16 protein-coding genes and 2 pseudogenes are annotated in these 15288 nt (G+C 70.2%); 3 read left to right on the top strand and 15 right to left on the bottom strand.

Annotated elements, in window-relative coordinates:
• The 7 genes and pseudogenes from QEG98_RS06030 to QEG98_RS06000 form a co-directional block, all read right to left on the bottom strand.
• Window positions 1–651, bottom strand: coding sequence for a GNAT family protein (locus tag QEG98_RS06030; protein WP_316566058.1), 651 nt, complete (start codon window positions 649–651; stop codon window positions 1–3).
• A gap of 63 nt (window positions 652–714) precedes the next feature.
• Entirely contained in the window at window positions 715–2232 is a 1518-nt protein-coding gene (gene rpoN, locus QEG98_RS06025) for an RNA polymerase factor sigma-54 (protein WP_140860826.1), read from the bottom strand.
• 248 nt (window positions 2233–2480) lie between these two features.
• Complete coding sequence (gene lptB, locus QEG98_RS06020; protein WP_141588199.1) at window positions 2481–3224, bottom strand: LPS export ABC transporter ATP-binding protein; 744 nt, start codon at window positions 3222–3224, stop codon at window positions 2481–2483.
• The gene (locus QEG98_RS06015; RefSeq protein WP_316566057.1) at window positions 3221–3619 is read right to left on the bottom strand and encodes an LptA/OstA family protein; all 399 of its coding nucleotides are present in this window, start codon (window positions 3617–3619) and stop codon (window positions 3221–3223) included. The genes lptB and QEG98_RS06015 overlap by 4 nt, the downstream gene beginning before the upstream one ends.
• Window positions 3620–3687: 68 nt before the next feature.
• Entirely contained in the window at window positions 3688–3846 is a 159-nt protein-coding gene (locus QEG98_RS06010) for a hypothetical protein (RefSeq protein WP_316566056.1), read from the bottom strand.
• Window positions 3843–4289, bottom strand: coding sequence for a hypothetical protein (locus QEG98_RS06005; RefSeq protein WP_316566055.1), 447 nt, complete (start codon window positions 4287–4289; stop codon window positions 3843–3845). The genes QEG98_RS06010 and QEG98_RS06005 overlap by 4 nt, the downstream gene beginning before the upstream one ends.
• A 116-nt stretch (window positions 4290–4405) precedes the next feature.
• A pseudogene (locus tag QEG98_RS06000) lies at window positions 4406–5357 on the bottom strand (lysophospholipid acyltransferase family protein).
• A gap of 17 nt (window positions 5358–5374) precedes the next feature.
• Here QEG98_RS06000 and astB point away from each other — a divergent pair.
• Window positions 5375–6697 carry an N-succinylarginine dihydrolase gene (gene astB, locus QEG98_RS05995; RefSeq protein WP_090485075.1) on the top strand — a complete coding sequence of 441 codons (1323 nt, stop codon included), beginning with the start codon at window positions 5375–5377 and terminating at the stop codon, window positions 6695–6697.
• A gap of 28 nt (window positions 6698–6725) precedes the next feature.
• Here astB and QEG98_RS05990 read toward each other — a convergent pair whose 3' ends face one another.
• Window positions 6726–7451 carry a double-CXXCG motif protein gene (locus tag QEG98_RS05990; RefSeq protein WP_316566054.1) on the bottom strand — a complete coding sequence of 242 codons (726 nt, stop codon included), beginning with the start codon at window positions 7449–7451 and terminating at the stop codon, window positions 6726–6728.
• 31 nt (window positions 7452–7482) lie between these two features.
• Complete coding sequence (locus QEG98_RS05985) at window positions 7483–8136, bottom strand: TIGR02269 family lipoprotein (RefSeq protein WP_316567839.1); 654 nt, start codon at window positions 8134–8136, stop codon at window positions 7483–7485.
• Window positions 8137–8364: 228 nt separating this feature from the next.
• On the opposite strand from QEG98_RS05985, the gene QEG98_RS05980 reads away from it, so the two are divergent.
• On the top strand, window positions 8365–8901 hold the full coding sequence (locus QEG98_RS05980) for a YbaK/EbsC family protein (RefSeq protein WP_316566053.1): 537 nt from the start codon (window positions 8365–8367) through the stop codon (window positions 8899–8901).
• A gap of 21 nt (window positions 8902–8922) precedes the next feature.
• Here QEG98_RS05980 and QEG98_RS05975 read toward each other — a convergent pair whose 3' ends face one another.
• From QEG98_RS05975 to QEG98_RS05960, 4 genes are all read right to left on the bottom strand, one after another.
• A complete protein-coding gene (locus QEG98_RS05975; protein ID WP_316567838.1) occupies window positions 8923–9438 on the bottom strand; it encodes a hypothetical protein in 516 nt (171 codons plus the stop codon).
• Entirely contained in the window at window positions 9348–10013 is a 666-nt protein-coding gene (locus QEG98_RS05970) for a hypothetical protein (RefSeq protein ID WP_316566052.1), read from the bottom strand. The genes QEG98_RS05975 and QEG98_RS05970 overlap by 91 nt, the downstream gene beginning before the upstream one ends.
• Window positions 9943–11547: an O-antigen ligase family protein gene (locus QEG98_RS05965; RefSeq protein WP_316566051.1), complete on the bottom strand. Its 1605-nt coding sequence runs from the start codon at window positions 11545–11547 to the stop codon at window positions 9943–9945. Before QEG98_RS05965 ends, QEG98_RS05970 begins: the two co-directional genes overlap by 71 nt.
• Window positions 11548–11648: 101 nt before the next feature.
• On the bottom strand, window positions 11649–12197 hold the full coding sequence (locus tag QEG98_RS05960) for a hypothetical protein (protein WP_316566050.1): 549 nt from the start codon (window positions 12195–12197) through the stop codon (window positions 11649–11651).
• A 174-nt stretch (window positions 12198–12371) separates the two neighbouring features.
• Here QEG98_RS05960 and QEG98_RS05955 point away from each other — a divergent pair, with 174 nt between their 5' ends.
• Window positions 12372–12662 carry a hypothetical protein gene (locus QEG98_RS05955; protein ID WP_011551171.1) on the top strand — a complete coding sequence of 97 codons (291 nt, stop codon included), beginning with the start codon at window positions 12372–12374 and terminating at the stop codon, window positions 12660–12662.
• Between the two features lie 458 nt (window positions 12663–13120).
• Here QEG98_RS05955 and QEG98_RS05950 read toward each other — a convergent pair.
• A pseudogene (locus tag QEG98_RS05950) lies at window positions 13121–13864 on the bottom strand (acyltransferase family protein); the annotation flags it as partial.
• Window positions 13865–13929: 65 nt separating this feature from the next.
• Window positions 13930–15228 carry a UDP-glucose dehydrogenase family protein gene (locus QEG98_RS05945; protein WP_090485087.1) on the bottom strand — a complete coding sequence of 433 codons (1299 nt, stop codon included), beginning with the start codon at window positions 15226–15228 and terminating at the stop codon, window positions 13930–13932.
• Window positions 15229–15288: the final 60 nt, after the last annotated feature.

Raw genomic sequence — 15288 nt, 5'->3', positions numbered from 1 at the left:
CTATACCCGCGCCCCGCCGTCCGCGAGCAGCCCTTCCAGCCGAACCTTCACTTCCGGCCACTCCGTGTCGACGACGCTGTAGTACGCGCTGTCACGCACCACACCGCCGCGCACCAGCTTGTGGTGGCGCAGCACCCCCTCGAAGCGAGCGCCCAACCGCTCGATGGCCACCCGCGAACGCGCGTTGTGCTTGTCCGTCTTGAACTGCACCCGCATGACGCCGAGCGACTCGAAGGCGTGCCGCAGCAGCAGGTACTTGCACTCCGTGTTGATGCGCGTGCGCCACACGCGGCGGCCCAGCCACGTGTAGCCAATCTCCAGCGTCCGGTGGTCGCGCTGGATTTCGAGGAAGCGCGTGGTGCCCACCGGCGCGCCCGTCCGCCGCTCGATGATGACGAAGGGGCGCTCGCTCCCTCGCTCGGCCGCCTGGCAGGCGCTGTTGATGAAGGCCGCTACGTCCGCTTCGGTCCGCAGCACGCTCGAGAACCAGGTGAAGATGTCGTCCTCGCACAGCGCGGCCAGGGCCGGCGCATGCTCCAGGCGCAGCGGCTCCAGGCGGACGTCGTGCCCTTCGAGCGTGACGGGCGGAACGACGAGGGGGACGCAGTCACGCCGGTGCACGGCGGAGTCGGGAGGGAGGGTCGCGCTCATGGGACGCCCACTCTGCCCACCCGGGCGCGCCGTCGACAAGCGGCGCGCCCGAACAGCCGTGACTCAGTAGTACCGCTTGCGCTTGCTGCTGGGGAGGATGCCCAGCACCTCGCGGTACTTGGCCACCGTGCGGCGGGCAATCTCGGTGCCCTGCGAGCGCAGCAGCTCGACGATTTTCTGGTCCGAGTACGGGTTGCGGGCGTCTTCCTGCGCCACCAGCTGTTTGATGTGGTGCTTCACCGCCTCGCTCGCGGTGTCCTCACCGGAGACGCGGGCGATGGACGAGTTGAAGAAGTACTTCAGCTCGAAGATGCCCTGCGGCGTGTGCACGTACTTGCTGGTGGTGACGCGGCTCACCGTGGACTCGTGCATGCCGATGTCCTCGGCCACGTCCCGGAGGATGAGCGGCTTGAGGTGGGCAATGCCCTTGTCCAGGAAGTCCCGCTGGAACTTCACGATGCTCTCGGTGACTTTGTAGATGGTCCGCTGCCGCTGGTGGATGGAGCGGATGAGCCACATCGCGCTGCGCAGCTTGTCCTGGATGAAGTCCTTCGTCTGACCCGGGCCCACCGCGCCCGTCTTCAGCGCGTTCCGGTAGGTGCCGGAGATGCGCAGCTTGGACAGGCCGTCATCGTTGAGCACCACCGTGTAGTCGTCCCCCATCTTGTAGACGAACACGTCGGGGGAGATGTACTGCGCGTCGTCCCCGCTGAAGTTGCGGCCCGGCTTCGGGTCCAGCTTCGGGAGCAGCCGCACCGCCCCCACCACCTCTTCCAAGGTGACCTTCAGGTCCTTGGCGATGGCGGGCAGGTTCTTGCTCTCCAGGTACTTCATGTGCCGCTTGATGATGAGGCCCAACAGCGGCGCGTGCGGCTCCCGGATGCCCTGGAGCTGGATGAGCAGGCACTCCTGCAAGTCACGGGCGCCGCAGCCGCGCGGATCCAACATCTGGATGCGCCGCAGCGTGCGCTCCGCGACGTGCATGGGCACGTCCGCCTCGTTGGCCAGGCGGATGAGCGGATCCCCGTCCACTTCCGGCAGCTTGAGGTAGCCGTCGTCATCCAGGTTGCCCAGGATGAGCATGGCGATGCGGCGCTCGGCGTCATTCAGGCGCAGCGTGCCCAGCTGCTCCTGGATGTGGTCGACCAGGTCCGCCTTCTTGACGAGGTTGGCCTCGAACGACGGCATGTCGTCCGTGGCCACGTTGCCCTTGTTGGAGGCCGTGGTGGGCTCATTGAACTGGTAGCTGTTGAGGTACTGCTCCCAGTCGATTTCCGGGGGGCCCTCCCCGTCCGCCTTGAACTCCGTGGCGGTGTCGCTGGTGGCCGCGGGCAGGTCCACGTCCCGCGGCACCTCCATGTTGTCCGCTTCCAGGGAGGCTTCCCCGGGTTCCTTGTCTCCTACATCTCCCGGCGCTTGCTCGTCTGGTTGCTCCAGCAGCGGGTTCTGCTCCATCTCCTCGCGGACCTGCTCGAGCAGTTCCATGCGAGACAGTTGGAGGAGCTTGATGGCTTGCTGCAGCTGCGGCGTCATCACCAGCTGCTGGGCAAGCTTCAGGCTTTGTTTCAGTTCCATCGCCATGAGACGGGGTCTCCCGGGTTGATTCGGTCCCTCTGGACAGAGGACCACCATCAAAGACCGTGCCAACGTAACAAGGAGCCCTGACTTCGTCTAGCCCCGAAACGCGGGTCCCTTGCTTGCATGCTCAGAATTCCACAAGGAATCCAGGGGCTTAAGACCACTCAGTGTGTCACATGCACGTTGACAGGTCGACGCAAAAGCGGGGCCAACCCATTCTAAGCACGCCTCTGACAGGTGGCCAGCCGTGCTCAGAGCGCTTGTTGGAGGCGGAACCGTTCCCCCAGGTAGACGGCGCGGGCCTTGGGGGACGCGGCGATCTCCGCCGGGGTGCCCTCTTCCAGGATTCGCCCCTGTGCGATGATGTACGCACGATCACAGATACCCAGGGTGTCCTGGACGTTGTGGTCGGTGATGAGGACGCCCAGCCCGCGTTCACGGAGGAGGAAGATCTGCCGCTGGAGGTCGCCCACGTTGATGGGGTCCACGCCAGCGAAGGGCTCGTCGAAGAGGATGAAGCGGGGCTGGGGGATGAGGCTGCGGGCAATCTCGGCGCGCCGGCGCTCGCCGCCCGAAAGGTCTCCCCCCAGGGACTCCCCGACGTGCGTGAGGCCGAACTCGTCCAGGAGGGTGTCGGCGCGCTGCTCGCGGGCCTTGGCGTCCAGGTCCTTCTGGAGCTCCAGGACGGCCAGGAAGTTGTCGCGCACCGTGAGCTTGCGGAAGACGGAGGCTTCCTGGGGCAGGTAGCCCACGCCCCGGCGAGCGCGGCGGTGCATGGGCAGGTGCGTGAGGTCCTCGTCGCCAATGCGCACGCGTCCCGCATCCGGAGACACCAACCCCACCACCATGTTGAAGCTGGTCGTCTTCCCCGCGCCGTTGGGCCCCAGCAGGCCCACCACTTCCCCGGGGGCCACGCTGAAGGACACGCCGGCCACCACCTTCTTGCGGCCGCGGAAACTCTTCTCCAGGCCCTCGGCGATCAGCCTCGCGCTCATCGAGCCGTGCCTCCCTGGGCGGAGGGGGCCGTCCCGGAGGACGGGGCCGGACGGGGCGCGGACTGCCGCCCCTTGCGCCTGGCCGGGGTGGGGTTGGAGGGCAGCGATTCGAAGACGATGACGGCGTTCTCCACCTCCAGCCGCTCGTTGCCCAGCGTCAGCCGGACCTTCGTCCCGCGCATGTGCGTGGTGCCCTGGTGGGCCTCGGGCGAGCCCGTCACCACCAGCACGCCGCTGGGCACGTCGTATTCGGCGCGCTCGCCCTTGGCCATGCGGTCGCCGTCCACGGCATGCACCCCGCCGGTGCACACCACCCGCGTCACCTCGCGTTGAGGGGTGTAGTTGGCCGTCATCCGGTCGCACTTCAGGTCGAGCGTGCGGTGCTTCACCTTCACGTTGCCGGTGAGGGTGGCCTGGGACTTCTGGAAGGTGACGTGGTCGCCGTTGATTTGAACGGGCTCCGTCAGCTCCTTGCCGCCCAGGGGGCTCGGGGCGCGGGTCCCCGTCCCAGCGGTGGGGGCAGAGCCCCCACGGCGGCGGGAGGCGTGCCCTGCGCGGGGGTGGCGGCGACCGCGGGCGCGGGCTGCGCGACGAAGAAGGCCATCACGAGGAACTCAATCACTCTGGCGCTCCCAGCACGGACTCCACCGAGCCCGCGAAGTTGAACGTCTCGTCCGGGAAGAACAGCTCGAAGCGGTCCGCCCGCAGCCGGTAGTCAGGTCCCTTCACCGTCACCCCCTCGTTTCCATGCGCCCGCTCCGTGGTGGCGTCGTACGTCAACCGGGGAGTGCGGGCCTCCATGCCCTTCCCGGTGCGGATGATGACACCGCCCGAGGCCACCACCTGCTTGGACGCGAGGCTCCCCTCCATATTCGGGGCGCTCACCTCCACGCCCCCCTCCGCCCCTGGGGGCGCTGCCTGGGAAGAGGAACCCGGCGGAATCCGGAGGGTGGCGTCGGTGGCCCACACCTCGCCGGTGGTGCGCTGGTAGGACACCTGCCGGGCCGTGCCGGAGCGGATGAGCCGGGCGCCCTCGAAGGACTCCAGGCGCGCGCCGTGCAGCACCACCTCCGGGGAGGCTGGCCGCCGGACGCACCCTCGCCGGAGCCCGGCTTGCAACCGGGGGCGAACACCAGGATGACGAGGCTGGCGGCGAGCAGGCGAGACACAGGGCTTCCTTATCACCCGGCGGATGCGGGCGCCGCCTCCGGAAGTGGGACGTCCTCGCTCACCGGTGGACGCGTCTTCCAGCGCTGGTGCATCCACACCCACTGTTCCGGCGTCCGCCGGATGGCGGCTTCGATTCGGCTGGACAGGGCGGCGGTGAGGGCCAGGGCGGCCGCCTCGCGGTCCGCGTCCTGCGGCACCGGGACCTCTTCCATGGACAGGCGGTACCCCGCCCCTTCGCGGTGGCAGAAGCCCGTCACCACCGCCGCGCCCGTGCGGATGGCCGGTCCGCGGCGGCGCGCGGGGTGGCGGCCAACTGCCCGAAAAAGGGCACGAAGAGGGACTGCACCTTCGTGTCCTGGTCGATGAGGATGCCCAGGATTTCGCCGTTGCGCAGGGCGCGCAGCATGGCCCGGGCAGCGCCTTCCTGGCCGCGCCAGATGCTCCGCACCCCGCCGCGAGCCCGGAACTGGCCCACCAGCTCCGTCAGCCGGGGGTCGGTGGTCTCCTTGGCGATGCTCTGGCTGGGGTAGCCGGCGCGCGCCACGCGGCGGGCGAGCAGCTCCCAGTTCCCCACGTGCCCGGACACGAAGACGACGCCGCGCCCCCGGGCCAGGGCCGTCTCCAGCACCTGCCGGTCGGCGTCCGGCCAGGCGACCAGGCGCTCCAGGGCCTCGTCCAGGGCGCCCGTGCAGGCCACCTCCAGCGCGGCGGCGGCCGGTGGCGGAAGGCGTCGCGGGCCAGGGCCTGCCGGTCCGCGTCAGACTTTTCCGGGAAGGCCACGGAAAGGGACTTGAGAGCCTTGCGGCGCTCCCCTCCGGCCAGGGTGTAGGCGAGGGCGCCCAGACGCGCACCCAGGCTCCGGGCGACGCCCAGGGGCAGAGGTTGAAGGAGCAACAGGACGCCACGGATGAGCACGTAGCGGAGGAAACGCTTGAGGCGCTTTGCTAAGGGTGGACGCTCCACGAGGCGTTCAATATCCCATGCGCGAATACAACTTCGACGGGCTCGTTGGGCCCACCCACAATTACGGCGGCCTCTCGCCCGGCAACCTGGCGTCGCAGAGCCATGTCGGTGAGCCCAGCCACCCCCGGGACGCGGCCCTCCAGGGGCTGGAAAAGATGCGCTTCGTGTCCGCCCTGGGGGTGGGACAGGCGGTGCTGCCGCCCCAGCCGCGCCCGTCCCTGCACGCGCTGAGGGCGCTGGGCTTCACGGGCTCGGACGAAGAGGTCATCACCCGGGCCGCGCGCGAGGCCGAGCACCTGCTGCGCCTGACGTCCAGCGCGTCCTCCATGTGGACGGCCAACGCGGCCACGGTGGCGCCCAGCACGGACACGGCGGATGGCCGGGTGCACCTGACGCCGGCCAACCTGTCGCAGATGTACCACCGGGCCATCGAGGCGGAGACGACGCACTCGGTGCTGCGCGCCATCTTCTCCAGCGAGAAGCACTTCGCGGTGCACGCGCCGCTGCCGGGCAGCGGGCACTTCGCGGACGAGGGCGCGGCCAACCACACGCGGCTCGCCACGCCCGGGCACGCGGGCGTCCATCTGCTCGCCTGGGGCCGCAGCGCATGGCAGGACGTGCAGGGGCCCAGCCGCTTCCCCGCGCGGCAGACGCTGGAGGCCAGCCAGGCGCTGGCCCGGCTGCACCAGTTGGACGCGAAGTCGGTGCTCTTCCCGCAGCAGCACCCCGAGGGCATCGACGCGGGGGCCTTCCACACGGACGTGCTGGCGGTGGGCAACGAGCGGTTCCTGATGCTGCACGAGCTGGCCTTCGTGGACCACGCGGGGCTCCTGGCGGTGCTGCGCGAGAAGCTGGGCCAGGACTTCCGCGCGGTGGTGGCCACGAATGCCGAGCTGCCGGCGAAGGACGCGGTGAAGGCGTACCCGTTCAACTCGCAGGTGCTGACGCTGCCGGACGGCACCATGGCGATTGTGGCGCCGATAGAGAGCCGGGAGACGCCCGCGGCGCGGCAGTTCCTGGAGCGCGTGGTGGCCGAGGACACGCCGGTGAAGGCCGTGCACTACCTGGACGTGCGCCAGTCGATGAACAACGGCGGCGGACCGGCCTGCCTGCGCCAGCGGGTGTGGCTCACGGACGAGGAGCGCGGGGCCATCAAGGCGGACGTCTTCTACACGCCCGCGCTGCATGACTCGCTGGCCGGCTGGGTGCGGCGGCACTACCGCGAGGTGCTGCGACCCAAGGACCTGCAGGACCCGCAGCTGGCGCGAGAGACGATGACGGCGCTGGATGAGCTGACCCGGATTCTCAACCTGGGCAGCGTCTACGACTTCCAACGCTGAGGCGTAAGACGACCGCTGAGCTTCCGGCTCAGCGCGCGTCCAGGGGCTGGAAGGTGACGCCCTCCAGCTTCAGCCGGTCTGCCGCGACCACCATGCGTTCGGTCGCGATGACGAGGGTGGGGTAATCCCTCAGCCGGAACAGGTCCACCTCGACGGGCAGCGTCTCCCGAGCGAGCCAGTATGTATCTGGCAGGCGCTCACTGGCCTCGCTTCCGCACTTCGCGCAGGTGGGCGCACGGGGATGCACGAAGCAGTCGGGATGCAGCCGGCCATGAAGCGCCAGTTGCAACTCGCGGAGCACTGGAGGGTTCTTCCCTCGGAAGGTCACGTCGAGACGACACCCGGTGAGTCCCCGGAGGCCTTCGCCCCGCAACACCTCCAGCGCTTCGTCGCGAATGACGAGCGTCCAGTCCTGCAATGCGAGCTGCCCGAATGCCCCTGTCGCCGCGCCTGTCAGGGGGCTGAGCCGGGTTCCGGGCTCCAGGACCGCGCCCTCGGGCGCCAGGGGCCTGACACGCTCGCGCAGTTGGGCAAAGACCTCGAAGGGGACGGGCCAGGGGTCGGAGAATGGCTTCAGCTCAGCCTTCGAGAAGCTCGACAGGTCGACACACGGATACTGCAAGCCCGCCCAGCCGCCGCCCACCCCACACTCCGTGCAGGGCTCCACGCCTGGGAGGCCCCACTTGTGCGCGGCGCGACTCAGGTTTCCCGTGAAGCGTGACGTCGTGCTCGCTTCGACTCGGTAGAACCTCACGCCCTCGCACTCCTTCTCCTGAGAATCGCCTTCATAAGGCTTCTATCCGAGGCCCACGCATTCCGGGGGCAATGGGCATGTTGTAGGGCACGACCGGGCCGGATAGCTCGAAACGAAAGGCGAGTTCGACCGCGTGCCGCATGATGACATCCCGCGATGGGGGCCGGGGATTGGCCACCACGAACTGGCGCCATGCGTTGTTCCACGCTCCTCCCGGCCCCATGCCCTTCCCGCTGTGAATCTGCCGGTGAACGTGCTCGGGGACGACCAGGGTGAACTGGTGGATGTCGATACCCGCCGCTCGAAACCACGCCGCGAGCCGGGGTTCCTGCGGAAAGAGGTGATGTTTGATGAGCTTGCCCTGCGGTCGGGGTATCGCGGGGATGAGGACGGGAGAGCGCCGCGCCAGCGGAGCCATCGCGAGAGGCCGTGCGTCCCCTCGAATCCCTGTACGGCGCTGCCACCAGTTTCGGTAGGTGCCCGTCCCACGGAAAGCGGGGCTGCCCGTCGCCTTCTCGACCGCCCCTACCCTCGGTGCATGCGTTACGACGTCGTCCGCCACGTCCTCGCACCGGAAGAGGCCGCAATCACCTTCATCACAAACCAGGACGAGGCAGCGCGGCTCGCTCGATGCGCTGCCCCCGTCGACATCCGCTTGCCACTTCGCGGCTTCCCACTCACGCATCACGAGAGAGGACGCCGTACTGCACGCGAGCGCGCCCAGAAGGAGGCAGCAGAGCGTCAGGAGCCGTAGCGACCCGTTCATGGCGGCTCAGCCTATCCGAACGCCCGGCCGCCCTACGGACGGGCGGACGGGCGCTCCGTGGTCGGCTGTATGCCCGAGTATGGCAGGCGCCCGTGGTCGGACGCGCTGGCGGTCATCACCTTCTTTCTAGAGGAGGTGAGATTCCCCATGATTCCCGAAGCGATACAGCACTATCTGCGCCGCAACGGGGTGCGTTTCGAGCGGTACTGGCACCCGCGTGCCGTCAGCGCTCAAGAAGTGGCCGAGTCGCTGCACGTCTCCGGCTGGCGCGTGGCCAAGTCCGTCATCGTGATGGCGGACCGGCAGCCATGGATTGTCGTCGTCCCCGCGGCGGGCACCGTCGATTTGAACCAGGTCCGAGACATGCTGGGTGCCCGGCACGTCCGCCTCGCGACCGAGCCGGAATTCTCCGGCCACTTTCCCGACTGCGAGGTGGGCGCGGAGCCCCCCTTTGGTGAGCTCTACGGACTGCCTGTCGCCGTGGATGAATCCCTCAGCCTGGCGGAACGACTGCTCTTCCGCGCGGGCTCCCACGAGGAGTCGCTCGAGCTGCGCTTCCAGGACTTCGCCACCTTGGAGTGGCCCCTGGTGGCCTCCTTCATCGAGAAGGAGCAGCAACTCCAGGCCCTCAACAACACCGGCGCGCCCAGCCGCTCCCGTGAGGAGGCACACGCCCACGTCTGAACCGGAGCGAGGCCCGGGCGCCTAACGCGCGTCCCGAGCCTCGCCATCCACACCCGGGCCGCGCAGCAGGTACTCCAGCTCCGCCTCGCGCGGGTCCTCCGACAGCGCCTTGCGCCGCGAATCCACGCGCTCGCGCTCCGCGCCTTCCAGCCGCGCCACCCAGGCCTGTGCCTCGGCCCGCGCGCCCTCGGGAAGATGCCGCATGCCCTCGTGGACCGAACGCGCCGCCGCGTCATAGCGACGCAGCGCCTCCTGGGTCCGCGCCACCGCGAAGAACGCATCCGCGCCGGGCACGAGCCGGGCCGCCGTCTGCCGCCGCTCCAGTGCGTGGGAGAGCAACCCCTCCCGCTCCAGGCACGCCGCTTCCATGGCCAACAACCGCGCGCGCTGGGCGTAGTCCGTGATGAAGGGCGCCAGCGCCTGGAGCGTGTCCTTCGCCCGCCGCGTCAGCCCCGCGTCCAGTTGCTGCGCCGCCAACTGGAAGGACAGCGCCACGTTGCCCGGAAAGCGCGCCAACAACTGCTCCAACGCACGCAGGGCCTCCTCCCGCTTCCCCTGCGCCCGCAGCACGTCCGCGCGCAGCAGGTGCGTGTCCAGCGCGTCCGGCGCCGGCGCTCCACCTGCGCCCGCGCGGCCTCCGCCGTCTCCAGGTCCCCTCGGAGGATTCGCAACCGGGCCTCGCGCGCCCACAGCGCCGCGGCTTCCGGCTGACCCGCGAAGTGCTCCCGCGCCCAGCCCGAGTAGTCCAGCGCCAGCGCCAACCGCCCCGGCGTGTTGGCCAGCGCGTCCAGCAGCCGCACCGCGGTCGCCGGCGACTGCGGCGTCAGCACCATGAGCGAGGCCAGGGTCTCCGCTTGCGGCAGGGCCTCGCCCAGCAGCACGGTGGCATCCCCGGCCTCGTGCGCCAGCCGATACTCCAGGAAGCCCTGGGCGCTCCGGCCCAACGCCAGCAGCGCCCGCGCCGCCACCCGGTGGGAGCTGGCATCCAACGGCGCCAGGTACAGCGCCCGGTTGACCAGGGCCAGCGCCTCCCCTGCCCCCTCACGCCCTCGCGCCGCGTGCGCCGATGCCACCAGCCGGTACAACAGGTAGTCCGAGGGGTGCTGGTCCACCAGCGCCAGTCCCCGCGCGTGGACCTCCCGCGCGGATGCCCCCGAGGTGACGAGCCGCGCCAGCTCCGCCTCCGCGTCGCCCAGGCGATGACGTCCGGGCACCAGCGCCACCAGCGCCACCAGCGCCACCGCCGCGAGCGCCAACCCCGTCCCCAGCACCGCGCCCGAGGGCCGCGCGCACCACGCCTTCTCCTCGACGGCCCGCTCCCGGGGACGCGCCACCGCGCCCAGCGCCACCAACGCCGCTACCGCGCACGCGGGCAATTCCAAGCTGAAATCGAAGAGGTCGTGCAGCGCCAGCGCCGCCACGCCCGCGAGCGCCGCCGTCCACCGTCTCCAGCCCCTCACGGCGCAGCAGCCGCAAGAAGCCCCAGACGGCCACCGCCAGCAACACCAGCCCCAGCGCGCCCAGCTCCGCCGCGACCTGCAACACCGCGTTCTCCGGGTGCGTGAAGGTGTTGGGATTGGGCTCCGACTGGTAGCGCGGAAACGCCGCCTCGAAGGCGCCGCGCCCCATGCCCAGCACGGGAAACGCCCGCGCGGCGTCCGCCAGCATCGGCCATAGCGCCACCTTGGACTGGCGCAGCTTCTCCACGCTGTCCGCGGTGCGCGCCTCCGCCCACAGGCTGTCCGCCGCCGTGTACGCCCCCACCATCAGCACGCCCAACAGCCCCAGCAGCGCCGCGGCGCTCCGGGCCCATACCGGGGGCGCCCCTTCACCGGACGCGCGGCGATTGCGAAGCAGGAACAGCGCCAGCAGCGCCTGTCCGAAGGCGAAGAAGGCAATGCCTCCGCGCGACAGCGACAGCACCACGCCCAGCCCCGACACGCCCGCGGCCAGCGCGTATGGCAACGCTCGCGACCGCTGTCCGCGCGTCAGCGACAGCCCCACGCCCAGCGTGGACGCCAGCGCGAGGAAGCCGGCCAGGTGGTTCGGGTTGCCAAAGGGCGTCACCAGCGTGGGCCGCGCGTGCATCCAGTGCATCAGCCCGAAGAGGGACTTCACGCCCAGCAACGCATGGCCCAGCCCCACCACCGTGAGGCCCGCGCCGGTAAAGACCACCGCCGCCAGCAACCGCTCCCGGCTGCCCCGCGAGCGAGTCACCTGCACCGTCGCGAGGAAGGCCAGCAGGTAGGCCAGGTGCTTCGCCAGCTCGCGCCAGGTGGCGGACGGGTCCAGCGACACCGGCCGCGCCCGCTCCAGCCCCAGCGGCACCAGCGCGAACTCCCGCAGCGCGGCCGCCTCCGGACTCAGCAGGCGCAGGACACCGTCCGGCAGAGGCACCAGTTGCACCGCGCACAGGCCCGCCCCCATGGCCAGGGGCACTGCCAACAGCGGAACGCGCAGCGACTGGCCCTGCCGCTTCGCCCCTATCGTCGCCAGCACCGCCGCGGCGCCGGACAACAGCACCAGCGGCCCCAGCAACCACCCCGCGGCGCCGCCCAACGCCAGCGGACACACCACGACGAGCGCCGCCAGCGCCGCCTCGGCGAACAGGGTGAATCGAGAGGCACTGCGGGAAGCGCGGGGCATGCGGGATTGGCCGGGTGAGTATCACAGCACCCGCGCCCCTCGCCCGCCACCCCGCCCCCAGGACGAGCCGCCAGGAGACCGGACGTGCACGAAAGGTGACATCAGAAGGCGAAGGCGACCAGCGGGATGCCGGCGCGCGGCGTCCACTGCCGCGTCTGCATGGCCCCTCGCGCGTCCCGGCGGGCCTTCACGTCGCGCAGCTCATCCTCCAGACGGATGCGCTCGCGAACCAGGCTTTCCCGGTGGGCCCGGTTGACACCCGCTTGCTTGGAACCCGTGACGATGCCCGCGATGAGCAGCCCTACCCCCGCGACTCCGCCCAGCGTCGTGCCCACCCCCAGGGCCAGCAAGGTGCCGGCGTCGTCGTCATTCGACGAGCTCATGCCGACGATGATGAGGGGAATGCCCAATAGCAGCAGCGGGGACAGCACGTAGCCCGAGTACGCCATCACCAACGACCCCGCGGGCCAGTTCGTGTCAACGGAGCGAATCTCGCTCTGGAGCATCGCGATTTGCTGCGTCAGCTCGCGAGCGCGGGCATCCAGGTCCTCCGGCAGGGGCGGCGGCGTGGACGTCCCAGAGACGTCCGGCGCCTCCTCCGCCGGGACCTGGGCCACGAGGAGCCGGGCGGACACGGGCCGCTCGGACACGGGCGTCAGAAGTGAGTGGGACGTCGAAGAAGTGGACGCGGTGGCCAACAACGCAGCGGCGACGATTGACAACATGTGTGGCGCTTCCCCCAGGTGTGGAGCAGGCGGGCGACCCTAGCATCCGCCCAGGCACGAAGGACTCGAAGCCAGCTTGCATCCAGGGGACCTTCTGGCATGTTCGCCGCAGCCATGCGCCGCTTCATCGTCACCGCCGCCCTCCTCTGTTCCGCCCTGTCCGGCCTCACCGGCTGCAAGGGCGCCTGCCGCGAGCTGTCCGAGAAGCTGTGCGACTGCTCCATCAACTCGGTGGAGAAGGAGCTGTGCCTTCGCCGCGCCTCCCAGGAGGAGAACCGCGTGGAGCCCACCGCCGAGGACGAGGCCGTGTGCGAGGAGCGCCTGGCCGGCTGCGACTGCCGCGCCATCGAGACCGACGAAGGCAAGCGCGCCTGCGGCCTCTCCCGCTGAGGCGGCCCACCTGACCGGAGGCTCCGGGCGCCTGTGCCCTGGACGCCACCCGTCTCGCTTGACGGCGCCAGCCCGCCGCTCAGGTCCCCGACACCACCGGTTTCCCGGGCTCGCGCGGCGCCCCTCCACCCAGGGCGCCAGCGCGGCGCGGACGCGTGAGCGCAGCGGTGTCTCCACGGCGCGGTGCACCCACAGCGACGCGGGCACGCCCAGCAGCAACACGGTGGCCAGCAGTCCTTCGGGCGTGCGCAGCTCCACCCAGGGCGACACCCAAGCCCCCAGGCCCTTGGCCGCCTCCGACACCGGGTACTGGAGCAGGTAGAGCGCGTAGCTGGCGCCCCCAGCTTCACCAGCGTGGGCCGTGACAGCAGCCAGCCCAGGGCGCCTCCGCCCCGCGCCAGCCCGTACACCAGCAGCCCCGACGCGGGCGCCAGCAGGCCGTTGTGCATCAGCGGGTACGGCACCCTCGAGCCCGCCGCGCCCGCCGCCACCAGCAGCGCCGTCCCCAGCGCCGCCAGCACCGCGCCGGAGCCCTTCACCCCTCCCGCCGCGCGCTCGCGCACGAAGCACCAGCCCAGCAGGACGCCGAAGAGGAACTCCGGCAGCCGCGCCAGCGGGTTGAACTTGAGCGCCATCAGCCAGGGCCCTGACGCATGCACGTCCACGGGGCCCGGGCCGTCCGGCAGGAGCGCCAGGTACAGCAGCGGCGGCAGCAGCCCCAGCACCCACGCGCCGCCCAGGGCCACGGGGAGCCACGCGGGCTTGAGCCGGGGCAGCCCCTTCGCCAGCCGGGGAAAGAGGCCGTAGAAGCAGGCCTCCACCGCCACGGACCAGCCCGGCGGATTCCAGTACAGCGCGAGCCGGGGAACCCAGGCCTGGAGCAGCGCCAGCGTCGCCACCCCGCCCACCGCGAGCTTCGCGGCGGCCACCTTCCAGCCGTTGTCCGCCACGGACGCGGCAATGGTGGTGGGCGCGGACAGGAGGAACGTCAGCACGTAGACGGGATACACGCGGGCGACGCGCGCGGCCCAGAAGGCCCGGGGCGACGCCTCCATGCGCCCGTCCGCGTCCAGGTAGTTCCAGGCGAGCACGAAGCCGGACAGGACGAAGAAGACGCCCACCGCGGCGTAGCCCGCGCCCACCCAGTTCCGCAGCGCCTCCGGCGCCGTACCCAGACACGGCGCCGCGAAGTGGAACGACACGACGTGCAGGGCCGCGACGAAGCGCAGCCCCGTCAGCGCGTCGAGCGCCCTGCTCCCACTCACCGCTACCGCCGGCCGATGCCGTAGTACGTGAAGCCCAGCTCACGCATGCGCGCCGGGTCGTACACGTTGCGGCCGTCGAACACGACGGGCGACTTCATCAGCGTCTTCATGCGCTCGAAGTCCGGGTGGCGGAACTCGTTCCACTCCGTCACCACGAAGAGGCCGTCCACGCCCTCCAGCGCCTCGTAGGGCACGGAGGCGTAGCGGATACGGTCACCGAAGACGCGCCTGGCCGTGTGCGGAGACACCGGGTCGTGCGCAATCACCTGGGCGCCCTTGCCGATGAGGCCCTCGATGACCTCGATGGACGGCGCCTCGCGCATGTCGTCCGTCTTCGGCTTGAAGGCCAGACCCCACACGCCGAACTTGCGGCCCTCCAGCGAGCCGTAGTGCTTGGCCGCCTTGTTCACCAGCAGCTTCTTCTGGCGCTCGTTGGTGCGCTCCACCGCGCGCAGCAGGTCCAGCTCCAGGCCGTACTCACGCGCGGTGGCCACCAGCGCCTTCACGTCCTTGGGGAAGCAGGAGCCGCCGTAGCCCACGCCCGGGAAGAGGAACGGATAGCCGATGCGCTTGTCCGACCCCAGGCCCTTGCGCACGAAGTCCACGTCCGCGCCCACCTTCTCGCAGAGCGCGGCGATGTCGTTCATGAAGGAGATGCGCGTGGCCAGCATTGCGTTGGCCGCGTACTTCGTCAGCTCCGCCGAACGCGTGTCCATGAACAGCACCGGGTTCTCGGTGCGCACGAAGGGCGAGTACAGGTCCGCCATCACCTTGCGGGCGCGCTCGGAGTCCACGCCAATGACGACGCGGTCGGGCTTGAGGAAGTCGTCCAGCGCGGCGCCTTCCTTGAGGAACTCCGGGTTGGAGACGACGTCGAACTCGATGTCCGTCACCTTGCGGATGGCCTCGCGCACCTTGTCCGCGGTGCCCACCGGCACGGTGCTCTTGTCCACCACCACCGTGTACTGCTTCATCGCCTTGCCAATCTGCTCGGCGGCGGCCAGCACGTACTGGAGGTCGGCGTCGCCGCTCTCACCTTCCGGCGTGCCCACGGCGATGAAGACGACCTGGGCGTTGGTGACGGCCTCCGTCAGGTCCCGGGTGAAGAACAGGCGCTTCTCGCGCACGTTCTTCTTGATGAGCTCCTCCAGGCCGGGCTCGTAGATGGGCACCTCGCCCGCCTGGAGCATGCGGATCTTCCGCTCGTCGATGTCCACGCACGTGACGTCGTTACCCGAGTCGGCGAAACAGGTGCCCGCGACCAGTCCGACGTAGCCGGTTCCGATGATGGCAATACGCATTGAGGGAGCCCCAGTGAATGTCTCTTGAAGGACTCATACGCCGGGAGGGAGTCCGAAAGA

The organism is Myxococcus sp. MxC21-1 (assembly GCF_032612255.1).
Classification (GTDB): Bacteria; Myxococcota; Myxococcia; order Myxococcales; family Myxococcaceae; genus Myxococcus; species Myxococcus virescens.
This window is presented reverse-complemented; position numbering and strand designations above follow the sequence as displayed.

Excerpts from the sequence above, each read along its gene's own strand:
- QEG98_RS06030 (WP_316566058.1), bottom strand. The coding sequence starts at position 651 with ATGAGCGCGACCCTCCCTCCCGACTCCGCCGTGCACCGGCGTGACTGC.
- rpoN (WP_140860826.1), bottom strand. The coding sequence starts at position 2,232 with ATGGCGATGGAACTGAAACAAAGCCTGAAGCTTGCCCAGCAGCTGGTG.
- lptB (WP_141588199.1), bottom strand. The coding sequence starts at position 3,224 with ATGAGCGCGAGGCTGATCGCCGAGGGCCTGGAGAAGAGTTTCCGCGGC.
- astB (WP_090485075.1), top strand. The coding sequence starts at position 5,375 with ATGCGCGAATACAACTTCGACGGGCTCGTTGGGCCCACCCACAATTAC.
- QEG98_RS05985 (WP_316567839.1), bottom strand. The coding sequence starts at position 8,136 with ATGCGTGAGTGGGAAGCCGCGAAGTGGCAAGCGGATGTCGACGGGGGC.
- QEG98_RS05980 (WP_316566053.1), top strand. The coding sequence starts at position 8,365 with ATGATTCCCGAAGCGATACAGCACTATCTGCGCCGCAACGGGGTGCGT.
- QEG98_RS05965 (WP_316566051.1), bottom strand. The coding sequence starts at position 11,547 with ATGCCCCGCGCTTCCCGCAGTGCCTCTCGATTCACCCTGTTCGCCGAG.
- QEG98_RS05955 (WP_011551171.1), top strand. The coding sequence starts at position 12,372 with ATGTTCGCCGCAGCCATGCGCCGCTTCATCGTCACCGCCGCCCTCCTC.
- QEG98_RS05945 (WP_090485087.1), bottom strand. The coding sequence starts at position 15,228 with ATGCGTATTGCCATCATCGGAACCGGCTACGTCGGACTGGTCGCGGGC.